Here is a 20,684-nt window from a genome sequence, read left to right as displayed (position 1 = left end):
CGGGAGCGCGGACTTTTCCGTTCGTCGATGCGGATTCGTCTTGCCGGCGGAACGGTCGCTTGCGCCAAAGCGTGCCGCGCCCGATCCGGTTCGTTCTGTTTCGCGTTTGGCGAGGCGACCACGGGAAGGCTGGCGCGCGTCGACGGGGAGCATTGGCCAAGCCCAGCCGAGGCGGTGGCCCCGGCCGACCGGAAACCCGGTCGGTTTGCCAGAACCGACCCCAGGGGCTCGGCGCCGACGGTCCCCGCTTCGCCGGAAAGGCGCTAGTAGAGCCAGCGCACCATGAAGAGCGAGATCGCCGGGAACAGCACCAGAATCACGGTGCGAACCAGATCGGTGACGACGAAGGGCGTCACGCCGCGATAGGTGGCGGAGATCGGCGTGTCCTTCGCCATCGAATTGATGACGAAGAGATTCATGCCCACCGGTGGCGTGATCAGGCCCACCTCCACCACGATCAGGACGATGATGCCGAACCAGATCGCGAATTCCTCGGGCCCGAGCCCGTAGTCGAGGGCCGAGACGATGGGGAAGAAGATCGGGATCGTCAGCAGAATCATCGACAGGGAGTCCATGACGCAGCCGAGCACCAGATAAAGCAGGAGGATGGTGACGAGGACGATCCACGGATTGAAGCCACCATCGACGATGGCAGCCGCAACCTGTTGCGGCACCTGCGATAGCGCCAGAAATCCATTGTACATCGATGCCCCGAAGACGATGAAGAAGATCATCGCCGTGGCGACCGCGGTGGAAAGGACGGAATCGACGAAGGTCTTGCGCGTCAGACCGCCATTCACCAGCGCGATCAGGCCGGTGCCGGCCGCGCCGATGGCCGCTGCTTCCGTCGGCGTGAAGGTGCCCGTGTAGATGCCTCCGACCACGGCAATGAACACGAGCAGCACGGGCCAGACGTCGAAAAGGGCCTTGAAGCGCTCGCCATAGGGCTGGCGCGGACTGGCGCCGGCCGATTCGGGATAGAGCCGCACGTAGATGGAAATCGCGATCATGTAGCCGATGGCCGCCAGGATGCCGGGCACGAAGGCCGCCATGAACAGCTTGGCGATGTTCTGCTCGGCGAGGATGGCGTAGATCACCAGCACGATCGACGGCGGAATGAGGATGCCCAGCGTTCCGCCCGCGGCCAGCGCGCCGGTGGCCAGCGCACCGGAATAGCCGTAGCGACGCAGTTCCGGCAGGGCCACCTGAGCCATCGTCGCAGCCGTTGCCAGCGACGAGCCGCAGATGGCGCCGAAGCCGGCGCAGGCGCCGACGGCCGACATGGCGACGCCGCCCTTGCGATGGCCGAGCCACGCATTCGCGGCCTTGAACAGCGATTGCGACATGCCGCCGAGGCCCGCGAACTGTCCCATCAACAGGAACAGCGGGATGATGGAGAGCGAATGGCTGGAAAAGGTCGAGTAGGTTTCGGCCTTCAGCTTCGCCAGGATCGGGTTCCAGGTGCCGGTGACGAGCCAGGTTCCGACGATGCCGCACATGAGCATGGCCAGCCCGATGGGCAGCCGGAAGAAGATGAGGAGGAGGAGGACCGGAAAGGACCAGATCCCGATTTCGAGATTGCTCAATGCATGCCCCCATGCGTCGGCGCGACATTGGACCGGCCCGTGCGGACCTCCTGAATGCGGACGCCCGTCATGTACACGGAAACGATGACGCAGACCACGGCGCCCACCATCGCCGCGGCGAAGCCCCACCAGACGGGGTACTGCAGGATGAAGGTCGTTTCGCCGTAGCGCATCTTGTCGGACATGCCGACCCAGAGGCGCCAGGCGAGGACGACGAAGATGATCGTCATCAGCGTCTCGGACACGAGGTCGATCCAGCGGTTTGCGGCGGCAGGCAGATAGTTGGTGAAGAGGTCCACGGTCGCATGGCCGCGATTGAGCTGGCACCACGGGAGGAAGGCGAAGACGGCAAAGGCCGTGCCCGCCTCGACCAGCTCGAAATCGCCCGGAACCGGGCCGAACCCGATCGGGATCAAGGCACGCCCGGTGATGCTCAGCACGGTCATGATCGTCAGGAACGCCAGGACGATCCCTCCCAGGATCGCCATCAGGCGGGCCAGCGCATGAACAAGTCTCGAAACGGCCACGTGGCACCTCCCACCCGTATCGTCGGACCTGCGCGGCCGCCTCTGGTGCGGGCCTGCGCGTCCGGATCCGATCTTTGTTATGGCGAATAACAATCAGACCCTGCAACTGCTAAATGCCACGGCGACGATGGGCACGCAACGACCATCGCGGGCGACGGTGCGATTACCGGTCGTCGCCGGAACCGAGTGATGGCGCCGTCCATCCGCAGGGCGAGGCCCCCTCGCCCGCCCTCATGAAACGGGGCGGGCATCACTGCCCGCCCCGCCGATCGGGCTCGTCGATCCGGCGACTACTGCGCCTTGGTGTACTTGTCGATCAGCGCGCGCGCCTCGTCGATCAAGGCCTGGCCGTCGACACCCTTGGCCTTCACCTCCTCGACCCACTTCGCGTAGACCGGCTGGGCGGCTTCCTGCCAGCGGGCGACCTCGTCGGCGTCGAGGGTGATGATGTTGTTGTTGCGGTCGACGGCGATCTGGCGCGACGGGCCGTCGGCGCCGGCCTGCGTGCTGCCGGCGAAAGCGGAAAATTCCTGGCCGGAATTGTCGTCGATCACTTTCTTGAGATCGTCGGGCAGGCTCTCGTAACGGTCCTTGTTCATGGCCAGCACGAAGGCCGTCGTGTAGAGCGCATGGTCACCGCCGAACTCGGTGTGGTTGTTGACCAGTTCCGGCACCTTGAGCGCGGTCGTCACTTCCCACGGGATCACAGCCCCGTCGATGACTCCCTTCGACAGGGCTTCCGTGACGGCGGGGACCGGCAGGCCGACCGCGGTCGCGCCGAGCTCGCCGAGCAGGCCGGTGATGATGCGCGTCGGCGCGCGCAGCTTGAGGCCCTTCATGTCGTCCAGCGTGTTGACCGGCACCTTGGAGTGGATGACGCCGGGTCCGTGCACCCAGGTGCCGACGATGTGGACGTCCTTGAAATCGGTGTCCTTCATCTCTTTCTCGAAGAGATCCCAATAGGCGCGCGAAGTGGCGTCGGCATTGGTCATCATGAAGGGCAGCTCGAACACCTCCACGCGCGGGAAGCGGCCGGGCGTGTAGCCGACGACGGTCCAGACGACGTCGACGGTGCCGTCGATCGCCTGGTCGATCAGCTGGGGCGGCGTGCCGCCGAGCTGCATGGACGGATAGCGCTCGACCTTGATGCGGCCGCCGGAATCGGCCTCGACCTTGTCGGCCCAGACGTCGAGCACCAGCTTCGGGACATTGGCCTGCGCGGGCAGGAACTGGTGCAGTTTGAGCGTGACGTCCTGAGCGTGGCTGATGCCGGTCGAGACCCAGGACGCAGCGGCGACCGCGCTGGCGAGCGCCAGCGACTTCCAAGTGAATGCTTTCAAATCTACCTCCCATTGCGGAACGAACTCGCAAGCGCGAGCATCGGCCATAACCGGCAAGCGGTCCAGCGCAGCTTACCCGAAAACAGGTAACAATAAAGCGGGCAGATCGAAAATGTTCGTAACATTTTGAAGCCTCGGAGCGGGGGTGCCGGCGGGCCCGGGAACCGCTTTTCAGACCGGCAGACCGCCGCCCTCCTTCAGCGTTTCGAGCACGATGGCGGTCTTGACGTGCTGCACGGATTCATGCGGCAGCAACACGCCGTTGACGAAGTCGGACAGGGATTTCAGATCGGGCGTCACCACCTTGAGGACATAGTCCATCTCGCCGGTGAGGGCGTGCGCCTCCTGGACCTCGGGAAGCCGGGCCAGCAGATCGGCGAAGCGGCGCGCATTGTCGCGGTTGTGGGTGGCGAGCGTGACCGAGATGATGTTGACCAGCGGGAACCCCATCTTCTCGCGATCGAGCACGGCGCGATAGCCGCGGATGTAGCCTTCCTCCTCGAGGCGCTGGCGCCGGCGCGAGCATTGGGAGGCCGACAGGTTCACCCGCTCGCCGATGTCGGCGTTGGTCAGCCGCGCGTCGGCCTGAAGCAACGCTGCGATCTTGCGATCGAATCCGTCCAGCTCGTTCATCGCGCGCGCCTACCCTCCATCCCATGCACGTTTCGTGCACGAGAGAAGCATCGCGGCCCCCACTTTGCAACCCTCGTGCATGCGGCTCGGGCTATCGTGGGGGCTGTTCGGTTCTGGTCCGATCGCAGCCAAGGAGGATGACCATGGGTCCGTTCCCGCACGATGCCCCGCCCGCCACGATCACCGCGACGAATCCGGCCGGGACCGACGGCTTCGAGTTCGTCGAGTTCGCGCATCCCGAACCGGCCAAGCTCGCCGAACTGTTCCAGCGCATGGGCTACGTGGCGGTGGCGAAGCATCGCACGAAGGACGTGACCGTCTGGCGCCAGGGCGACATCAACTACGTCGTCAACGCCGAGCCGGGGTCGCATGCGATGCGCTTCGTGGAAGAGCACGGGCCCTGCGCGCCCTCCATGGCCTGGCGGGTGGTGGATGCGCGCAAGGCGTTCGACCACGCGGTCTCGAAAGGCGCCACGCCCTACACCGGCGACGACAAGGCGCTCGACGTGCCGGCCATCGTTGGCATCGGCGGGTCGCTGCTCTACTTCGTCGAGCGCTATGGCGCGAAGGGCTCGGCCTACGACGCCGAGTTCGACTGGCTGGGCGAGCGCGATCCGAAGCCTGAAGGCGTCGGCTTCTACTACCTCGACCACCTGACCCACAACGTCTATCGCGGCAACATGGACAAGTGGTGGGCGTTCTACCGCGAGCTCTTCGGCTTCACCCAGATCCACTATTTCGACATCGACGGCCGCATCACCGGCCTGGTCAGCCGCGCCATCACCTCGCCCTGCGGCAAGATCCGCATTCCGCTGAACGAGTCCAAGGACGACACCAGCCAGATCGAGGAATACCTCAAGAAGTACAAGGGCGAAGGCATCCAGCACATCGCTGTCGGCACCGACGGCATCTACGACGCCACCGACCGCCTGGCCGGCAACGGCCTCAAGTTCATGCCCGGGCCGCCGGACGCCTATTACGACCTTTCGCACGATCGCGTGCAGGGACACGAGGAGCCCATCGAGCGGATGAAGAGCCACGGCATCCTGATCGACGGCGAGGGCGTGGTGAACGGCGGGATGACGAAGATCCTGCTGCAGATCTTCTCCAAGACGGTGATCGGCCCGATCTTCTTCGAGTTCATCCAGCGCAAGGGCGACGAAGGATTCGGCGAGGGCAATTTCCGCGCCTTGTTCGAATCGATCGAGGAAGACCAGATTCGGCGCGGCATCATCAGCGCCGAGGCGGCGGAATAAGACCCCGAAGGGGAAACAGGGGGGATCGGCGCGAGGAACGCCGGTCCCTTTTCCGTTGCGGGTCTCAAGGGCTCAGGCGGGAAGGGCAAACAGGACGACTGCACCGAACAGCGCGAAGCCCAGGAGGTTGAGGCCGAGCCATTTCAGCATGCGGCGGCGAAGCGCCTGAGTCTCGGCGTCGCGCGACACCCGCCAGTTGGTCACGGTGAACGGCATGGCCGCATACATCGGCAGTCCGGTCCTGTTGCGCAGGCGATCGGAACGTTGCTCGATCCGGTAGCTGAGGCGGATCGCCGCCACGAGTGCGGTAATCATCCCCACCGCCCACAGACCGGAAAAGATGTAGAACCACGCCCCGACTTCCATCGCCGCCTCCCATGCCGCGCATCACCTTAGCTGCGAAAGCGGCCCGGGCAAGGCGGTCAGATGGTCAGTGCTCGTACTTCTCGACCGTCTGCTCGATCGCGCCGAAGATCGAATGACCGGCCGCGTCCTTCATCTCGATCCGCACGACGTCGCCGAACCGCATGAAGGGCGTGACCGGCTTTCCGGTCTCGATCGTCTCGATGGTGCGAATCTCGGCGATGCAGGAGTAGCCGGCGCCGCCCTGCGACACGGGCTTGCCCGGTCCACCGTCGAGCTTGTTCGAGACGGTGCCCGAACCGATGATGGCACCAGCCGACAATGGCCGCGTCCTGGCCGCATGGGCTATGATCGTCGGAAAGTCGAAGGTCATGTCCACGCCGGCATTGGCGCGGCCGAACGGCTTGCCGTTGAGGTCGACGCACAGCGCAAGATGCAGCTTGCCACCATCCCAGGCCTCACCCAGTTCGTCGGGCGTGACAGCGACGGGCGAAAAGGCCGAGGACGGCTTGGACTGGAAGAAGCCGAAGCCCTTGGCCAGTTCGGCCGGGATCAGCCCGCGCAGGGACACGTCGTTGACCAGCATCACCAAGCGAATGGCGGCGGCGGCTTCCTCCCGGGTCGCTCCCATGGGAACGTCATCGACCACGACGGCCACCTCTCCTTCCATGTCGATGCCGAAAGCCTCGTCCGCCATGCGGATCGGATCGCGCGGGGCAAGAAAGGAATCGGAACCACCCTGATACATCAGCGGATCGGTCCAGAACGTCTCGGGCATCTCGGCATTGCGCGCCTTGCGCACGAGTTCGACATGGTTGACGTAGGCGGAGCCGTCCGCCCACTGGAAAGCGCGCGGCAGCGGCGACAGCGCGTCATGCTCGTGGAAGCGCTCGGAGGGCACGGCACCATGCTCCAGGCTCTCCGCCAGCGCCTCGAGGTGGGGAGCGATCCGCGTCCAGTCGTCGAGGGCGCCCTGAAGCGTCGGCACCAGGAACGACGCATCGGTGCACCGAGTCAGATCCTTCGATACGACGACCACCCGTCCGTCGCGCTTGCCGTTCTTCAATGTGGCGAGTTTCACCTTGGGTCGCTCCCTCGATCATGTTGCGGACGCCGGTTTGACCCGTCGCCGATTTCGTTGCATCCGTAACCGTCGACTTTGTAACCATCAACGGCCGAATGGAACATCAGATGGAGCATGGCGCCGACGAGGCGGCAAGTCTGGAACTCGAGAATTTCCTTCCGTACAGGCTCAACCGGCTGGCGGAGGCGGTCAGCCGCGATTTCCAGACGATCTACCGGACCCGTCATGGCCTGACCCGGCCGGAATGGCGGCTGCTGGCGTCGCTCGGCCAGCACGGCACGATGACGGCCACCGAGGTCGGCCGCGACTCCGCCATGCACAAGACGAAAGTGAGCCGGGCGGTGTCGGCGCTCGAGGAACGCCGCTGGCTGAAGCGAGAAACCGACCCGGAAGACCGGCGCGTCGAACGACTGGCGCTCACGCCGGTGGGCGCGAAGGCCTATGCCGAACTCGTTCCGCTTGCGCGCCGCTTCGAAGCCGACCTCCTTCGCACGCTGGCCCCGGCCGAACGAAAAGCCCTTTCTGTCGGGCTCGCCGCAATCGAGCGGCGGTTCGTCGGGGGTTGATGCACGTAACCTGGAAGGTGTCGCTCCCAATCTGATTCACTGTTTTCGTTCGGCGATGTCATCCACGAGAATGATGGCGCGGGCCGATGTGGCGCATCGGCCAAGCCCGTCCGACGACGTGGGCGCCCCCCAAACAAAGATCCGGAGGCCCGCGCGAACCCGGACTGGACCACGGTCGGGCCCGTTCGTCCGACGGCACCGCGTTTGACCGCCCGCTTCGGCTGCCTTATCCTGCCACCATGCGTGAGGTCCGTTCATCCGAATTGCAATCGCAGCTGGTCGATCTGCTCGACGACGTCGAAGCGGGAGAGACGATCGTGATCACACGCGATGGCAGGCCCGTCGCCAGGTTGGTGCCCGAGGCTTCAGCGTGGTCTGTCAGTTCCAGTCCGTCGGACAGTCCATCGGCTTCCGAAAGCGACACGAAGCCGAGAAGTACGGAGACGATCGAGCGGCTGCGTAAACTGAGGGAATCGTTGCCCAAGGCCGGTATCAGCATCGATGAAGCCATCGCCATGCGGCACGAAGGCCATCGCTACTGATGAGCTTCGTGATGGATGCGTCCGTCATCCTGGCATGGATACTGCCCGACGAAGTCAGTGAGCGTGCGGATGCGATCGTGCGTTCGCTTTCGGTGACGGGCGCAGTGGCGCCCGCAATATGGCCCATGGAAATCAGGAACGCGCTGCTCTCCGCCGAAAGGCGCAGGCGCATCGATCCGGCGACGACGCAAGAGTTGCTCGCGATCCTGGGCACCCACCCTGTGGCCATCGACAACCACATCGATCTCGACAGAGCGATGCTACTCGCCAGAAACCACCGCCTGACACTCTACGACGCCGCCTATCTCGAACTCGCCACCCGCCGGCGGCTTCCCCTCGCCACGCTCGACGGGCGGCTTGCCGCGGCGGCCGCCGCCGAAGGCTGCGCCTTCACGGCCTGAGCCTCACCAGTCCAGCACGACCTTGCCGGAATTGCCGCTCTTCATCGCCTCGAAGCCCTCGATATAGCTGTCGACTCCGAGCCGGTGCGTGATCAGGCCCGAGACGTCGAGCGGCCCCTGCACCAGCGCGATCATCTTGTACCAGGTCTCGAACATCTCGCGGCCGTAGATGCCCTTCAGCGTCAGCATCTTGAAGATGACCTTGTTCCAGTCGATCTCGAATCCGGTCGGCGCGATGCCGAGAATGGCGATCTTGCCGCCATTGTTCATGGCGTCGATCATGTCGCGGAAGGCGACCGCCGAACCCGACATCTCGAGCCCGACGTCGAACCCTTCGCGCATGCCCTCCTGGGCCATCACGTCGGAGAGTTTCTCGGCCGAGGCGTCGACCACGTGGTGGATTCCGAGCCGCCTTGCGAGGTCGAGCCGGGTCGGGTTGATGTCGGTGATGACCACCTTGCGCGCACCCACCGCCTGCGCCACCAGCGCGCCCATGATGCCGATCGGCCCTGCGCCGGTGACCAGCACGTCCTCGCCAACGAGGTCGAAGGAGAGCGCGGTGTGGACGGCGTTGCCGAGCGGATCGAAGATAGCCGCGATCTCGTCCGACACGTCGTCGGGGATCGGCACGACATTGTGCTGCGGCAGGCAGAGATATTCGGCGAACGCGCCCGGACGGTTGACCCCGACGCCCAGCGTGTTGCGGCACAGGTGACCCCTGCCCGCCCGGCAGTTGCGGCACTGGCCGCAGACGATGTGACCTTCGCCCGACACCCGCTGGCCGACGTGATAGCCGGTCACCGCCGAGCCGAAATCGGCGACCGTGCCGACGAATTCGTGCCCCGTGACCATTGGCACCGGGACCGTCTTCCGCGCCCACTCGTCCCACTTGTAGATGTGGACGTCGGTGCCGCAGATCGCGGTCTTCCTCACCTTGATCAGGACGTCGTTCGGCCCGATGTCAGGAACGGGCACGGTCTCCATCCAGATGCCGGGCTCGGATCTGGCTTTGACGAGGGCGCGCATCATGTTGGACATTGGTCTGCTCCCACCGTGACGTTCAGGGTTCCGGGACATCCTCCCGCAATCGGCGGGCGAGGTCCATGCGCTGGTGAAGAATCGCCACGATTGCGATTTGTCCATCGGCACGCGGTTTCCAGAAGATGAAATGGCTCTTGTAGCGCGCGAAGAATCCGTCGACGCCAAATTCCGAAGGAACGCGTTGCCACGCGACACGATTTTTGGCGATGTCCTCGAACAGGGCGAAGACGCCGTCGAGATATCTGTCAGCCTGTGCTGGACCGAACTGCCGAAACGTGTGTCGATAGATCTCCTCCAGCCGCGCCGATGCCGCCGGCTGAATGAAGTAACGCGTCACCGGTTCGTGCCGGCCAGCGCACGCCGCCTTAAGTCGTCGGCCGAGAGGTGTTCGTACTCGCTGTCAGCAACCGCGAACGCGTCCTGCAGCCGGACTTTCATGGCCTCCATCGCTTCACGCTCCGCGCGTTCCTTGTCGCGACGGATGAGGGCGCGGACGTACTCGCTGACGTTCTCATAGTCGCCATCGGTGACTGTCTCGGTGACGAAATCCCGAAGCGATCCGCTGATGCGCACGTTCAGATTCATGATGTCGGACATGCAAATCTCCTTTATCGACAATATTCTCGATATTGTCGCACATCAATCGATGATGCCCAATTCCTTCCCGACCTCGTCGAACGCCGCCACCGCCCGGTCGATGTCCTTGAACGAGTGCGCGGCCGACATCTGCGTCCGGATCCGCGCCTGGCCCTTCGGCACCACGGGAAAGGAGAAACCGACGACATAGATGCCCCGCGCCAGCATCATCTCGGCCATCCGGCCGGCGAGCGATGCATCACCGATCATCACCGGGATGATCGGGTGGTCGGCGCCGGCCAGCCGGAAGCCCGCCTTCGTCATCGATGTGCGAAACCGCTCGGCATTGGCGGTGAGCTTTGCCCGCAGGTCGTCGCCCTGCTCGACGATGTCGAAGACTTTCAGCGAGGCGGCGGCGATGGCCGGCATCAGCGTGTTGGAAAAGAGATAGGGTCGCGAGCGCTGGCGCAGCCAGTCGACCACCTCGCGCTTTCCAGTGGTATAGCCGCCGGAAGCCCCGCCCAGCGCCTTGCCGAGCGTGCCCGTGACGATGTCGACGCGGCCCTCGACGCCGCAATGCTCGGCCGAGCCACGCCCGTGCCGGCCAACGAAGCCGACCGCATGGCTGTCGTCGACCATCACCATCGCGTCGTATTTCTCCGCCAGATCGCAGACGCCGGCCAGATTGGCGATGATGCCGTCCATCGAGAACACGCCGTCGGTGGCGATCAGCCTGAAGCGGCAGCCGTCCGCCTTCTTCAGTTCTTCTTCCAGCGCCGCCATGTCATTGTTCGCATAGCGGAATCGCCTGGCCTTGGAGAGGCGTACGCCGTCGATGATCGAGGCATGGTTGAGCGCATCGGAGATCACCGCGTCCTCCTCGGAAAGCAGCGTCTCGAACAGGCCGCCATTGGCGTCGAAGCAGGAGCCGTAGAGGATGGCGTCCTCGAAGCCGAGGAAGGACGAGATGCGGGCCTCGAGCTGCTTGTGCTCCTCCTGCGTGCCGCAGATGAAGCGCACCGAGGCCATGCCGTAGCCGTAGCGGTCGAGCCCGGCCTTCGCCGCCTCGCGGAGTTCCTCCGAATCCGCGAGGCCGAGATAGTTGTTGGCGCAGAAGTTCAGGACCGTCTCGCCCGCCACCTCGATCCGCGCCGACTGCATCGACGTGATGACGCGCTCGGACTTGTAGAGGCCGGCCGCCTTCAGCCCTTCGAGTTCGGCGGAGAGATGGGAGAGGAACGACTGGCTCATCGACGCGTGGTCTCCTTGGCTGGGATCGATCTTCGCGCCGTCCGCGGCCGTTGGCTACCGCAAATGCGACGGGCGCGGCCATGCGCCCGCCCGCCATCCGCTCCAAAGCGTCATCCCTCTCAGAAGAACGCCTGCAACCCCGTCTGCGCGCGGCCGAGGATCAGCGCATGCACGTCGTGCGTGCCCTCGTAGGTGTTGACGGTCTCGAGGTTCTGCGCGTGGCGCATCACGTGGTAGCCGATCTGGATGCCGTTGCCGCCATGCATGTCGCGGGCCTGGCGGGCGATGTCGAGCGCCTTGCCGCAATTGTTGCGCTTGACGATCGAGATCATCTCCGGCGCCATCTTGCCCGCGTCCATCAGCCGCCCGACACGAAGCGAACCCTGGAGCCCCAGCGCGATCTCGGTCTGCATGTCGGCGAGCTTCTTCTGGTAGAGCTGCGTGCCGGCCAGCGGCTTGCCGAACTGCTTGCGGTCGAGCCCGTACTGCCGCGCCCGCATCCAGCAATCCTCCGCCGCGCCCATCGCGCCCCAGGAGATGCCGTAGCGCGCCCGGTTGAGGCAGCCGAACGGACCCTTCAGCCCCGACACGTTGGGCAGGAGCGCGTCGTCGCCGACCTCCACCCCGGCCATCACGATCTCGCCGGTGATCGACGCGCGCAGCGACAGCTTGCCCTCGATCTTCGGCGCCGACAGGCCCTTCATCCCCTTCTCCAGCACGAAACCGCGGATCTCGTCGCGGCCATCCTCGCCCTTGAGCTTCGCCCACACCACGAAGACGTCGGCGATCGGCGCATTGGAGATCCACATCTTGGCGCCGGAAATCCGGTAGCCGCCGTCGATCTTCTCGGCACGGGTCTTCATGCCGCCGGGATCGGAGCCGGCGTCGGGCTCGGTGAGGCCGAAGCAGCCGATCCATTCGCCGGATGCGAGCTTCGGCAGGTACTTGCGGCGCTGCGCCTCCGAGCCGTAGGCCTGGATCGGATACATGACCAGCGAGGACTGCACGCTCATCATCGAGCGGTAGCCGCTGTCGATGCGCTCGACCTCGCGCGCGACCAGCCCGTAGGTCACGTAGCCGGCGCCGAGCCCGCCATATTCCTCCGGCACCGTGATGCCCAGCAGGCCGGCCTCGCCCATCTCGGAAAAGATCGCCGGATCGGTCGTTTCCGACAGATAGGCGTCTTCGACCCGTGGCGCGAGACGGTCGGCGCAGAAGGCCGCCGCGCCGTCGCGAACCATCCGCTCGTCTTCCGTCAACTGGTCTTCGAGAAGGAACGGATCTTCCCAGGCGAAGGCGGCGAGCGTCCCCTTGGATGGCGGATTCTGGATGTTCATGGTGATGAGATCCTCGTCATGTGTCTCGCCCCTCTTAATGCATGACGGGCCGACTGCGAAAGCGGTCTATGACCGCATCCGGCAAATTCCGGCTTCGGGAAGGCAAGCTTTCGCTAACCATTGACGGAATTTGCGGCCATGCGGGTCCGGATTCGATCATTCGATATCCACCGGTTAACCGGCGCCGGCTAGCGTTCGAGGCGAGGAAAAGCAGCGGCGGGGGCCAAGCGCACATGTTGAGACTGCCGGGCCTAGCTGCCGGCCTGCTGAAGCCGGTGAAGATGATCCAGAGGGCTTACGTCGTGGCCCTCGTGATCATCGGGTCGATGGTACTCACCTCGTTCGTCCTCCTGAACCACCTGATCCGCGAGCAGCAGCAAGAGGAGCATGTCGTCTCGATCGCCGAGACCCAGCGCGCGCTTTCGCAGCGCATCGTCTTCCTTGCCAATGCCGCGCAGAGCGCGCCGGCCGAGCGCAGGCCTGCCCTGATCCAGTCCCTGCGCACCGCGACGGAAGCGTTCGAACGCAACTATGCCGACCTGCTGGCGGAGACGGGCGCCGTCTACACCTCCACGGCACGACTGGACCCGGACACGATCGAGAACGTTCTCTACGCCCAGCCCTATCACCTGGAGTATTTTTCCGATGGTCTCGCGGCCAACAGCTGGCGGTTGATCGCCGCTCTCCAGACCGAAAGCACGCCCGAAGGCGGCAAACTCCAGTATCGCGCGGGGAAGGAACGGGCGCAGCTGGACGAGCGGCTGGCGACCGCGACCATGGACGGCTATTCCGCCCTGCGCGAGCGCCTGTCGGCTCTCGCGCGCCAGCGGCTAGCCGGTCTCGTCTCGGTCCACACGGCCCTGTTCGGCGGAACGCTCTTCGTCCTCGTGTTCGTCGCGCTGTTCATCTTCCGGCCGATGTCGCATCTCATCGGCCAGCGCACAGACCAGCTGGTCCAGGCGCGCAACGCCATGGCGCACAACGCCATCCATGACGGGCTGACCGGCCTGCACAACCGGGTCTTCCTGAACTATCGCTTCGGCGCCTTCCTGGAAGAGGCGGCCGCATCCGGCAGCCGACTGGCGGTGATCCAGTTCGACCTCGACCGCTTCAAGCAGGTCAACGACACGCTCGGCCATGCCGCCGGCGACCACGTGCTGTCGATAACGGCTCAGCGCATGCGACGCGCCGGATCGCCGGGCAATGTCTGCGTGCGCCTGGGCGGGGACGAGTTCGTCATCATCGTGCCGCGGGTCGAGCAGGACGAGGCGGTGGCAGCGATGACCGAACGGATCCTGCGCCTGATCAACCAGCCGATCGCCTTCGAGGGCCAGACCATTCATGCGGACGCGAGCGCCGGAATCGCATTTTTCCCCCAGGATGGAAACGAGCCGTCCGGACTGCTCAACCATGCCGATGTCGCGCTCTACGCGGCCAAGAAGGCGGGAGGCGGCACCTACTCCTTCTTCACCGAGGAACTGCGACGGGAAGAGGACGAACGCCGAGAGATCGAGCGCGACCTCGTCATGGCGATCGCCCGTCGCGATTTCACCGTGAGCTTCCAGCCTCAGGTCTCCCTCAGCGGCGGCCATGTGACCGGCATCGAAGCGCTCGTCCGCTGGCGGCCACCGGGTCGCGATTTCGTGCCGCCGTCGGTCTTCCTGCCGATCGCCGAGAAATCCGGGCTGATGCCCGCCGTGGGCCGCATCATTTTTCGCGAAGCCATCGCGGTGGCGGCACGCTGGCATCGCCAAGGCCTCGATTTCGGCCGTCTCGCGCTCAACGCCTCCGGCAGCGAGCTGGCCCAGCAGGACTTCGCCCATTTCCTGTTCGACGCGCTTGCCGAGACGCAGCTGCCGCCCGACAAGCTGGCCCTCGAAATCGTCGAATCCGTCATCCTCGACGACGAGAAGACCGGCATTGCGTCGACCTTGCGCACGATCCGCACGGCCGGCATCCACCTGGAGCTCGATGACTTCGGCACCGGTTACGCCTCGCTCACCCATGTCGACCCGCGACAAATCGACCGGATCAAGATCGATCGCCGCTTCGTCCAGAACATCCACGAGAACGACCAGAATGCGCACATCGTGCGCGCCGTGGTGGATCTCGCGGATCGGCTCGGCATCGGCACCATCGCCGAGGGGGCCGAGACGGATGCCGAACTGAACGAGCTCGCCTCGCTTGGCTGCGACGAGGTCCAGGGGTTCGGCGTCGCCTTTCCAATGCCCGAAGAGGCCATGACCTCGTGGCTGAAGGCTGGCCCGTCGCGAGCCCGCGCCGACGCCAAGAGAGGACGAACGGGCAGTCGCGACGCCGCGTGATCAGGCGCGAAGCGTCAGACGGATTCCGTCGTAGATCGCCGCGTGGATGTTGCGCGACGCAACCGCGTCGCCGATCCTGAACAGCGTGAAGCCGCCTTCGGGATTGCGATCGGGAAACACCGGACCGCCTGCAACCAGTTTCTCGTAATCGACCGCGCCGAGATTTCGCGATTCGGGTTTCAGCGCGTGGTAGAGATCGTCGTTCGGCGCCGTGCCGTGCTCGACGACCACCTGCTGCACCCGCCGCTCGGCGCGCCAACGCTTGTCGAAGTCCGACCCCAGCACCGCCACCAGCATGTTGCCGTCGCGATGGACGGAGACGAGCCTGGTGTTGATTGTCACCAGCACGCCATGACGATGAAAGGCGGCCATGTAGGGCACATGGTTCATGCCGCCCATTTCCGGCGCGAAGAAACGCTCCGGCGAAACGAGTTCGACCGTGGAGCCAGCCACAGCCATCAGTTCTGCTGCCGTCATTCCCGGGTGGCCGCCATTGTCGTCATAGACGAGAACGCTCTCGGCGGGCACGACCCCGCCCCCGATGACGTCCCAGCTCGACGTGACCAGGTCGTCGCCCTGCGCGAGCTCCGGCAGTTGCGGCATGCCCCCGGTAGCCACGACGACCACGTCCGGCGCCAGCGCCAGCACGTCGGCCGCTTCGGCCCAGACATTGGTGCGGATCTCGACACCGAGCCGTTCCAGCTCGGCCAGCCGCCAGTCGACGATGCCGATGAGCTCTCTCCTGCGCGGGTTGAGCGCCGCCAGCCTGACCTGCCCTCCGGCCTGGGATGCGGCTTCGAGCACGGTCACGCCGTGGCCTCGCTCTGCCGCGACCCGCGCCGCTTCGAGCCCCGCCGGCCCGGCGCCGACCACGACGACGCGTTTCGTCTGTCCGCCCGTTCGGGCGATGACGTGCGGAATGGACGCTTCGCGTCCGGTCGCTGCATTGTGGATGCACAGCACCTCGCCGCCTTCGTAGATGCGATCCAGGCAATAGGTCGCGCCGACACAGGGCCGGATGCGGTGCTCCTCCCCCGCCATCACCCTGGCGACGATGTGCGGATCGGCAATGTGGGCGCGGGTCATGCCGACCATGTCGAGCTTGCCCGTCGCGATCGCATGCCTGGCGGTGGCCACGTCGGCGATGCGGGCGGCGTGAAACACCGGGATGCCGGCCTGCGCCCGCACGTCGCCGGCGAAATCGAGATGCGGAGCGGAGCGCATGCCGGCAATGGGAATGACGTCGGTCAGCGCTGCGTCGGTTTCGATGTGGCCGCGGATGATGTTGAGAAAATCCACCTTGCCGGAGGAGGCGATGCACCGGGCGATCTCCACGCCTTCGTCGCGCGACAGACCCTTGTCCCAATCCTCGTCGGCGACCATGCGGATGCCCACGATGAATTCCTTGCCGACCGCTTCACGAACCGCATCAAGGACTTGCATCGAAAAGCGGATTCGGTTTTCGAGCGAACCGCCATAGGCGTCGTCGCGCCGGTTGGTGGCTGGAGACCAGAAGGCGTCCAGCAGATGGCCGTAGGCCTCGAACTCGATTCCGTCGAGCCCGGCCGCCTTCATCCGCTGCGCGGCCGACGCGTAGTCGGCGACGATACGTTCGATGTCCCAGTCCTCGGCCTCTTTAGGGAAGGCGCGATGCGCCGGTTCGCGGACCGGCGAAGCCGACAGGACCGGCAGCCAGTCGGCCTTGTTCCATCCCGTCCGCCGGCCGAGATGGGTGAGCTGGATCATCACCTTGCAGTCGTGCTCGTGGCAGGCGTCCGCGAGTTCGGACAGCCACGGCACGATCTCGTCCTTGTAGGCGTGGAGATTGCCGAAGGCGGCCGGACTATCGCGGGAGACGAGCGCGGAGCCCGCCGTCATCGTCAGCGCCATGCCGCCCCTGGCCTTCTCGGCATGGTAGAGCCGATAGCGCTCCTTGGGCATGCCGTCGGCCGAATAGGCCGGCTCGTGGCTCGTCGACATCACGCGGTTCTTCAGCGTGAGGTGCTTCAACGCATAGGGCTGGAGAAGCGGGTCGTTGGTGGAAAACATCAATCGAGCTAGCGAGGCCTGGCTGGCAGGGTTTCGGGATCAAGAGCACCGTGAACGATACGCATGATGACGATATTGTCTTCGAAAGGCTCGAAGAAAACGAGATAGGGATAGCGCCCCAGGTTGATGCTTCGCAACGAAGGATCGTCCGTTTGGTAGCCCGTCTGCGGAAAGTCGCCGATCTGTGTTCTCACGCGTCGAAACCTGTCGCGAAAACCGCGCACCGCCGAAGGCGTTTGCGAGGAGAGGTGGACGAGAATATCTTTCAGATCCTCCGCGGCTGCCCGCGACAGGCGCGTTTTCACTGAGCGTACTTCTCGAAGAGCGCCTCGATTTCCTCTTCCGTCGCGAACTCTCCGCGCGCGGCCTGCTGGCGCCCCACCTCGACCGCCGCCCGCTCCTCGTCCGAGAGCACGTAGACGCCCTCATCCCCCCCGTTGACGATCTGCATGATCGCGCGGGCGAGTTCGTCCTGCTCGGCGGGTTCGAGTTGGCGGGCCGCCTCGATGGCGATTTCGAGAAGTCGCGTCATGTGTTCGTCCTAGCATTTCGAGGCGTCGCGCGCCACGGGCGGGGCGCCAGTGCCCGTCAACCGCCGCACGTCAGTTCGCTCAACCGCCAGTCGCCCTGGAGCGACATGACGTCGGCGACCCGCCAGGCCCGGCCCGAACGCTCCAGCGTCCACTCGAGGGTTCGCGTCTCGCCGAAATTGGAGAAGCGGGCCATGACGATCGCGCCGTCGCCCTGCACGGATTCGGACAGCTCGAGCGTGCTGGCGATCTCGTCTTCGTCCCAGTCCTGTCCGTCGATGACGAAGGAGAAGCCGATGCAGGCTTCCTGCTGCTCCTCCCACAAACGGTCATTGGCGTCGAGCAGCGCCCGGGCGGGATCGACGAAACGGTCACGCTGATCCGCGTCGAAGGCAACGTCGGGATTCTTGTAGAAGGCCGCCACGGCGTCGGCGGCGGGACCGGCCTGGGCCGCGAAGGCCGAGGCGAAGAGAAGGGAGGCGGCAAGCACGAATTTCATCAGGAGGCCTGTTCGGAAAGGAGACTCAATACCACGCATCATCCATCGTCGCCTTCCGGCGCGCAATGAAGTCGCGCAGCGCCTCGTCGACCGCCTCGTCCAACGGCGGCGCCTCGTAGTCGGCCAGCATCTGCTTCCATTTGCGATTGGCGCGCGTGGCGGCGTCCTCGCTGCCGGCCGCCTCCCACTTCTCGAAAGGTTCGTTGTCGGCGATGGAAGAATCCCAGAACGCGGTCTCGTAATTGGCCATGGTGTGGGCACAGCCGAAGAAATGGCTGCCCGGCCCGACCTCGCGGAAGGCGTCGAGCGCAAGCTGGTTGTCGTCGACCACCACCCCGTCGAGATAGGTGTGCAGCGCACCGCAGAAATCGGCGTCCATCACGAACTTCTCGTAGGACATGGACAGGAGCCCGTCGAGAAAGCCCGCCGAATGCAGGATGAAGTTGGCGCCGCAGTGCACCGCCGCCAGCATCGACATCGTGCTCTCGTTCATCGCCTGCGCGTCCGGCAGTTTCGAGGTGGTGAACGAGCCCGAGCAGCGCAGCGGCAGATTGAGCCGGCGCGCCAACTGGCCGATCACCATCGAGCCGATCGCCGGCTCCGGCGTGCCGAAGGTGGGCGAGCCCGACCGCAGCGACATCGACGACAGGAAGTTGCCGAAGATCACCGGACATCCCGGCCGCTCGAGCTGCGTCAGCGCGCAGCCGGCCATGGTCTCGGCCAGCGACTGCGCGATGGCGCCGGCATTGGTGACCGGCCCCATGGCTCCGCCGAGGATGAACGGCACGACGACGGCGGCCTGGTTGGCGCGGGCATAGGCGCGCAACGCCGTCGTCATGGTGGCGTCCCACACCAGCGGCGAGTTGACGTTGACATTGCCGAGGATGACGCAGTTCTCGTCGACGAAGCGCTCGCCGAAGACGATGCGCGCCATGTCGATGGACTCCTCCGCCCGGCTTTCCGCCGTCACCGAGCCCATGAAGGGCCGGTCGGAGTAGCGGATATGGGCATAGACCATGTCGAGGTGGCGCTTGTTGACCGGCACGTCGACCGGCTCGCAGATGGTGCCGCCCGAATGGTGCAGCCAGGGCGAGGACTGGGCGAGCTTGATGAAGTTCTGGAAGTCCTCGATGGTGCCGTAGCGGCGTCCCCGGTCGAGGTCCATGACGAAGGGCGAGCCGTAGGCCGGCGAGAACACCACCGACTTGCCGCCGATCTCGACCGACTTCGCGGGATTGCGGGCATGCTGGGTGAAGCGCGACGGCGCGGTCTTCAGCACCTCGCGCAGCAGGCCCGGCTCGAACCGCACCAGTTCGCCCTCGACCGACGCCCCTGCCTTCCGCCAATGATCAAGCGCGACCGGATCGTCGCGGAACTCGATGCCGATCTCGGCGAGAATCCGGTCGGCGGCGGCCTCAATGCGGACGAGGTTTTCCTCCGACAGCACGTCGTAGGTCGGGATGTTGCGGACGATATAGGGGCGGCCGAGCCCGCGATCGCCATGGCTGCGCTGCTCGCGCCTGGCGGTACGGCCGGAGCGCTCGCGCCTCGACGGACCGTTCTCGACCATGGACATCGTCGCACCTCCCGGCATCCCTGGTCGAAGCCTAGTGCGCGGGCGGCGCGTGTCGATAGCCCGAGCAGCGCCGTCGTCCGGCCTGTTTGCGCCTCTCCGCCAGGCGGCCCTCGCGGCGCCCGCCGAATCCGGCTAGAAGGCCCGGATGCCGATCCGCCAGCTGTCAGAGACCGTGATCAACCAGATCGCCGCCGGCGAGGTCATCGAGCGACCCGCCAGCGTCGTGAAGGAACTCGTCGAGAACGCGCTCGACGCCGGCGCATCGCGCGTCGAGATCGCCACGGCCGGCGGCGGGCTGAACCTGATCCGCGTCGTCGACGACGGGTCGGGCATTCCGGCCGCGGAACTACCGCTCGCCGTGTCGCGCCACTGCACCTCCAAGCTGTCCGAGGACATCCACGACATCCGCTCGCTCGGCTTCCGCGGCGAGGCCCTGCCTTCGATCGGCTCGGTGTCGCGGCTGACCATCCGCTCGCGCACGGCCGACGCCGAGGAGGCGATGGAGATTGCGGTGGAAGGCGGCAGGGTTTCCGCGCTGCGCCCCGCCGCCGCCAACCGCGGCACCCAGGTGGAGGTGCGCGACCTCTTCTACGCCACGCCCGTGCGGTTGAAGTTCATGAAGGGCGAACGCGCGGAATCCTCGGCCATCGGCGACGTCGTCAAGCGCATCGCGGTCGCCTTTCCCGCCGTGCGCTTCACGCTGACGGGCACCGACCGCACAAGGCTCGACCTGCCGGCGGAAGCCGACGACGAGGACGGCCGCCTGCGCCGGCTGGCGAAGGTGCTGGGCGATGACTTCCCCAGGAACGCACTGGCGCTCGACGCGATGCGCGAGGGCGTGCATCTCGCCGGCCAGGTGTCGATCCCGTCGTTTACCCGCGCCAACGCGCTGATGCAGTTCGCCTATGTCAACGGCCGGCCGGTGCGCGACCGCCAGATCGCGGCGGCCATCCGCGCCGCCTATGCCGACGTGCTGCCGCGCGACCGCCATGCCATCGGCGCCCTGTTCCTGACGCTCGATCCGGGGCTGGTCGACGTCAACGTCCACCCGGCCAAGGCCGACGTGCGCTTCCGCGATCCCGGTCTCGTGCGCGGGCTGATCATCGGCGCGATCCGCCAGGCCCTCGCCGAGGCCGGCATGCGGCCGGCGACGTCCGGCACGGCCGGCATGATGGCTGCGTTCAGGCCGGGCGCCGCACCGGC

22 protein-coding genes are annotated in these 20,684 nt (G+C 65.7%); 6 read left to right on the top strand and 16 right to left on the bottom strand.

What is annotated here, in order from left to right:
* Positions 1–263: 263 nt before the first annotated feature.
* The 4 genes from EJC49_RS01670 to EJC49_RS01655 all read right to left on the bottom strand — a co-directional run bounded on the left by EJC49_RS01670 (position 264) and on the right by EJC49_RS01655 (position 4,086).
* On the bottom strand, positions 264–1,586 hold the full coding sequence (locus tag EJC49_RS01670) for a TRAP transporter large permease (RefSeq protein ID WP_126697723.1): 1,323 nt from the start codon (positions 1,584–1,586) through the stop codon (positions 264–266).
* Positions 1,583–2,113: a TRAP transporter small permease gene (locus EJC49_RS01665; RefSeq protein ID WP_126697722.1), complete on the bottom strand. Its 531-nt coding sequence runs from the start codon at positions 2,111–2,113 to the stop codon at positions 1,583–1,585. Before EJC49_RS01665 ends, EJC49_RS01670 begins: the two co-directional genes overlap by 4 nt.
* A 290-nt stretch (positions 2,114–2,403) precedes the next feature.
* Complete coding sequence (locus EJC49_RS01660; RefSeq protein ID WP_210211735.1) at positions 2,404–3,453, bottom strand: TRAP transporter substrate-binding protein; 1,050 nt, start codon at positions 3,451–3,453, stop codon at positions 2,404–2,406.
* A gap of 171 nt (positions 3,454–3,624) precedes the next feature.
* A complete protein-coding gene (locus EJC49_RS01655; protein WP_126697720.1) occupies positions 3,625–4,086 on the bottom strand; it encodes an Lrp/AsnC family transcriptional regulator in 462 nt (153 codons plus the stop codon).
* Between the two features lie 143 nt (positions 4,087–4,229).
* On the opposite strand from EJC49_RS01655, the gene hppD reads away from it, so the two are divergent.
* Positions 4,230–5,342 (top strand): 4-hydroxyphenylpyruvate dioxygenase, encoded by a 1,113-nt coding sequence (gene hppD / locus EJC49_RS01650; RefSeq protein ID WP_126697719.1) that lies wholly within the window; start codon positions 4,230–4,232, stop codon positions 5,340–5,342.
* Positions 5,343–5,414: 72 nt separating this feature from the next.
* Here hppD and EJC49_RS01645 read toward each other — a convergent pair whose 3' ends face one another.
* Together EJC49_RS01645 and EJC49_RS01640 are read right to left on the bottom strand one after the other, a co-directional pair.
* The gene (locus tag EJC49_RS01645; RefSeq protein WP_126697718.1) at positions 5,415–5,708 is read right to left on the bottom strand and encodes a hypothetical protein; all 294 of its coding nucleotides are present in this window, start codon (positions 5,706–5,708) and stop codon (positions 5,415–5,417) included.
* 64 nt (positions 5,709–5,772) lie between these two features.
* Positions 5,773–6,786 (bottom strand): fumarylacetoacetate hydrolase family protein, encoded by a 1,014-nt coding sequence (locus EJC49_RS01640; protein ID WP_126697717.1) that lies wholly within the window; start codon positions 6,784–6,786, stop codon positions 5,773–5,775.
* A 98-nt stretch (positions 6,787–6,884) separates the two neighbouring features.
* On the opposite strand from EJC49_RS01640, the gene EJC49_RS01635 reads away from it, so the two are divergent.
* The 3 genes from EJC49_RS01635 (at position 6,885) to EJC49_RS01625 (ending at position 8,298) form a co-directional block, all read left to right on the top strand.
* On the top strand, positions 6,885–7,355 hold the full coding sequence (locus tag EJC49_RS01635) for a MarR family winged helix-turn-helix transcriptional regulator (RefSeq protein ID WP_245453220.1): 471 nt from the start codon (positions 6,885–6,887) through the stop codon (positions 7,353–7,355).
* A gap of 86 nt (positions 7,356–7,441) precedes the next feature.
* Positions 7,442–7,897 carry a type II toxin-antitoxin system Phd/YefM family antitoxin gene (locus EJC49_RS01630; RefSeq protein WP_126697716.1) on the top strand — a complete coding sequence of 152 codons (456 nt, stop codon included), beginning with the start codon at positions 7,442–7,444 and terminating at the stop codon, positions 7,895–7,897.
* On the top strand, positions 7,897–8,298 hold the full coding sequence (locus EJC49_RS01625; RefSeq protein WP_245453219.1) for a type II toxin-antitoxin system VapC family toxin: 402 nt from the start codon (positions 7,897–7,899) through the stop codon (positions 8,296–8,298). The genes EJC49_RS01630 and EJC49_RS01625 overlap by 1 nt, the downstream gene beginning before the upstream one ends.
* Positions 8,299–8,301: 3 nt before the next feature.
* On the opposite strand, the gene tdh is transcribed toward EJC49_RS01625, so the two are convergent.
* The 5 genes from tdh to EJC49_RS01600 all read right to left on the bottom strand — a co-directional run bounded on the left by tdh (position 8,302) and on the right by EJC49_RS01600 (position 12,503).
* On the bottom strand, positions 8,302–9,336 hold the full coding sequence (gene tdh / locus EJC49_RS01620; protein WP_126697714.1) for an L-threonine 3-dehydrogenase: 1,035 nt from the start codon (positions 9,334–9,336) through the stop codon (positions 8,302–8,304).
* Positions 9,337–9,358: 22 nt separating this feature from the next.
* Positions 9,359–9,676, bottom strand: a complete 318-nt coding sequence (locus EJC49_RS01615; RefSeq protein WP_126697713.1) for a type II toxin-antitoxin system RelE/ParE family toxin — start codon at positions 9,674–9,676, stop codon at positions 9,359–9,361.
* Entirely contained in the window at positions 9,673–9,936 is a 264-nt protein-coding gene (locus EJC49_RS01610) for a ribbon-helix-helix domain-containing protein (protein ID WP_210211734.1), read from the bottom strand. Before EJC49_RS01610 ends, EJC49_RS01615 begins: the two co-directional genes overlap by 4 nt.
* 42 nt (positions 9,937–9,978) lie before the next feature.
* Positions 9,979–11,166, bottom strand: a complete 1,188-nt coding sequence (locus EJC49_RS01605) for a glycine C-acetyltransferase (protein WP_126697712.1) — start codon at positions 11,164–11,166, stop codon at positions 9,979–9,981.
* A gap of 119 nt (positions 11,167–11,285) precedes the next feature.
* On the bottom strand, positions 11,286–12,503 hold the full coding sequence (locus tag EJC49_RS01600) for an acyl-CoA dehydrogenase (RefSeq protein ID WP_126697711.1): 1,218 nt from the start codon (positions 12,501–12,503) through the stop codon (positions 11,286–11,288).
* A gap of 233 nt (positions 12,504–12,736) precedes the next feature.
* Here EJC49_RS01600 and EJC49_RS01595 point away from each other — a divergent pair, with 233 nt between their 5' ends.
* On the top strand, positions 12,737–14,827 hold the full coding sequence (locus tag EJC49_RS01595; protein WP_170314564.1) for a putative bifunctional diguanylate cyclase/phosphodiesterase: 2,091 nt from the start codon (positions 12,737–12,739) through the stop codon (positions 14,825–14,827).
* Here the strand turns inward: EJC49_RS01595 and EJC49_RS01590 are convergent, their stop codons facing one another.
* The 5 genes from EJC49_RS01590 to EJC49_RS01570 are packed head-to-tail and all read right to left on the bottom strand — an operon-like array spanning position 14,828 to position 19,481.
* On the bottom strand, positions 14,828–16,876 hold the full coding sequence (locus EJC49_RS01590; RefSeq protein WP_126697709.1) for an NADH:flavin oxidoreductase: 2,049 nt from the start codon (positions 16,874–16,876) through the stop codon (positions 14,828–14,830).
* Positions 16,877–16,884: 8 nt separating this feature from the next.
* Positions 16,885–17,181 carry a type II toxin-antitoxin system RelE/ParE family toxin gene (locus EJC49_RS01585; RefSeq protein ID WP_126697708.1) on the bottom strand — a complete coding sequence of 99 codons (297 nt, stop codon included), beginning with the start codon at positions 17,179–17,181 and terminating at the stop codon, positions 16,885–16,887.
* Entirely contained in the window at positions 17,178–17,408 is a 231-nt protein-coding gene (locus EJC49_RS01580; protein ID WP_126697707.1) for a hypothetical protein, read from the bottom strand. Before EJC49_RS01580 ends, EJC49_RS01585 begins: the two co-directional genes overlap by 4 nt.
* A gap of 56 nt (positions 17,409–17,464) precedes the next feature.
* Positions 17,465–17,905 carry a hypothetical protein gene (locus EJC49_RS01575; protein ID WP_126697706.1) on the bottom strand — a complete coding sequence of 147 codons (441 nt, stop codon included), beginning with the start codon at positions 17,903–17,905 and terminating at the stop codon, positions 17,465–17,467.
* A 25-nt stretch (positions 17,906–17,930) separates the two neighbouring features.
* Positions 17,931–19,481, bottom strand: a complete 1,551-nt coding sequence (locus EJC49_RS01570) for a trimethylamine methyltransferase family protein (RefSeq protein ID WP_126697705.1) — start codon at positions 19,479–19,481, stop codon at positions 17,931–17,933.
* A gap of 145 nt (positions 19,482–19,626) precedes the next feature.
* Between EJC49_RS01570 and mutL the strand changes: the two genes are divergently transcribed.
* On the top strand, positions 19,627–20,684 hold a 1,058-nt coding region (gene mutL / locus EJC49_RS01565), incomplete at its 3' end, for a DNA mismatch repair endonuclease MutL (protein WP_126697704.1).

This window comes from Aquibium carbonis (assembly GCF_003970795.1).
In the GTDB taxonomy this organism is placed as follows: Bacteria; Pseudomonadota; Alphaproteobacteria; order Rhizobiales; family Rhizobiaceae; genus Aquibium; species Aquibium carbonis.
This window is presented reverse-complemented; position numbering and strand designations above follow the sequence as displayed.

Coding starts and splice junctions, on each gene's coding strand:
- EJC49_RS01655 (WP_126697720.1), bottom strand. CDS start 4,086: ATGAACGAGCTGGACGGATTCGATCGCAAGATCGCAGCGTTGCTTCAG.
- hppD (WP_126697719.1), top strand. CDS start 4,230: ATGGGTCCGTTCCCGCACGATGCCCCGCCCGCCACGATCACCGCGACG.
- EJC49_RS01645 (WP_126697718.1), bottom strand. CDS start 5,708: ATGGAAGTCGGGGCGTGGTTCTACATCTTTTCCGGTCTGTGGGCGGTG.
- EJC49_RS01635 (WP_245453220.1), top strand. CDS start 6,885: ATGGAACATCAGATGGAGCATGGCGCCGACGAGGCGGCAAGTCTGGAA.
- EJC49_RS01630 (WP_126697716.1), top strand. CDS start 7,442: ATGTGGCGCATCGGCCAAGCCCGTCCGACGACGTGGGCGCCCCCCAAA.
- EJC49_RS01625 (WP_245453219.1), top strand. CDS start 7,897: ATGAGCTTCGTGATGGATGCGTCCGTCATCCTGGCATGGATACTGCCC.
- tdh (WP_126697714.1), bottom strand. CDS start 9,336: ATGTCCAACATGATGCGCGCCCTCGTCAAAGCCAGATCCGAGCCCGGC.
- EJC49_RS01610 (WP_210211734.1), bottom strand. CDS start 9,936: ATGTCCGACATCATGAATCTGAACGTGCGCATCAGCGGATCGCTTCGG.
- EJC49_RS01605 (WP_126697712.1), bottom strand. CDS start 11,166: ATGAGCCAGTCGTTCCTCTCCCATCTCTCCGCCGAACTCGAAGGGCTG.
- EJC49_RS01600 (WP_126697711.1), bottom strand. CDS start 12,503: ATGAACATCCAGAATCCGCCATCCAAGGGGACGCTCGCCGCCTTCGCC.
- EJC49_RS01595 (WP_170314564.1), top strand. CDS start 12,737: ATGTTGAGACTGCCGGGCCTAGCTGCCGGCCTGCTGAAGCCGGTGAAG.
- EJC49_RS01590 (WP_126697709.1), bottom strand. CDS start 16,876: ATGTTTTCCACCAACGACCCGCTTCTCCAGCCCTATGCGTTGAAGCAC.
- EJC49_RS01580 (WP_126697707.1), bottom strand. CDS start 17,408: ATGACGCGACTTCTCGAAATCGCCATCGAGGCGGCCCGCCAACTCGAA.
- EJC49_RS01575 (WP_126697706.1), bottom strand. CDS start 17,905: ATGAAATTCGTGCTTGCCGCCTCCCTTCTCTTCGCCTCGGCCTTCGCG.
- EJC49_RS01570 (WP_126697705.1), bottom strand. CDS start 19,481: ATGTCCATGGTCGAGAACGGTCCGTCGAGGCGCGAGCGCTCCGGCCGT.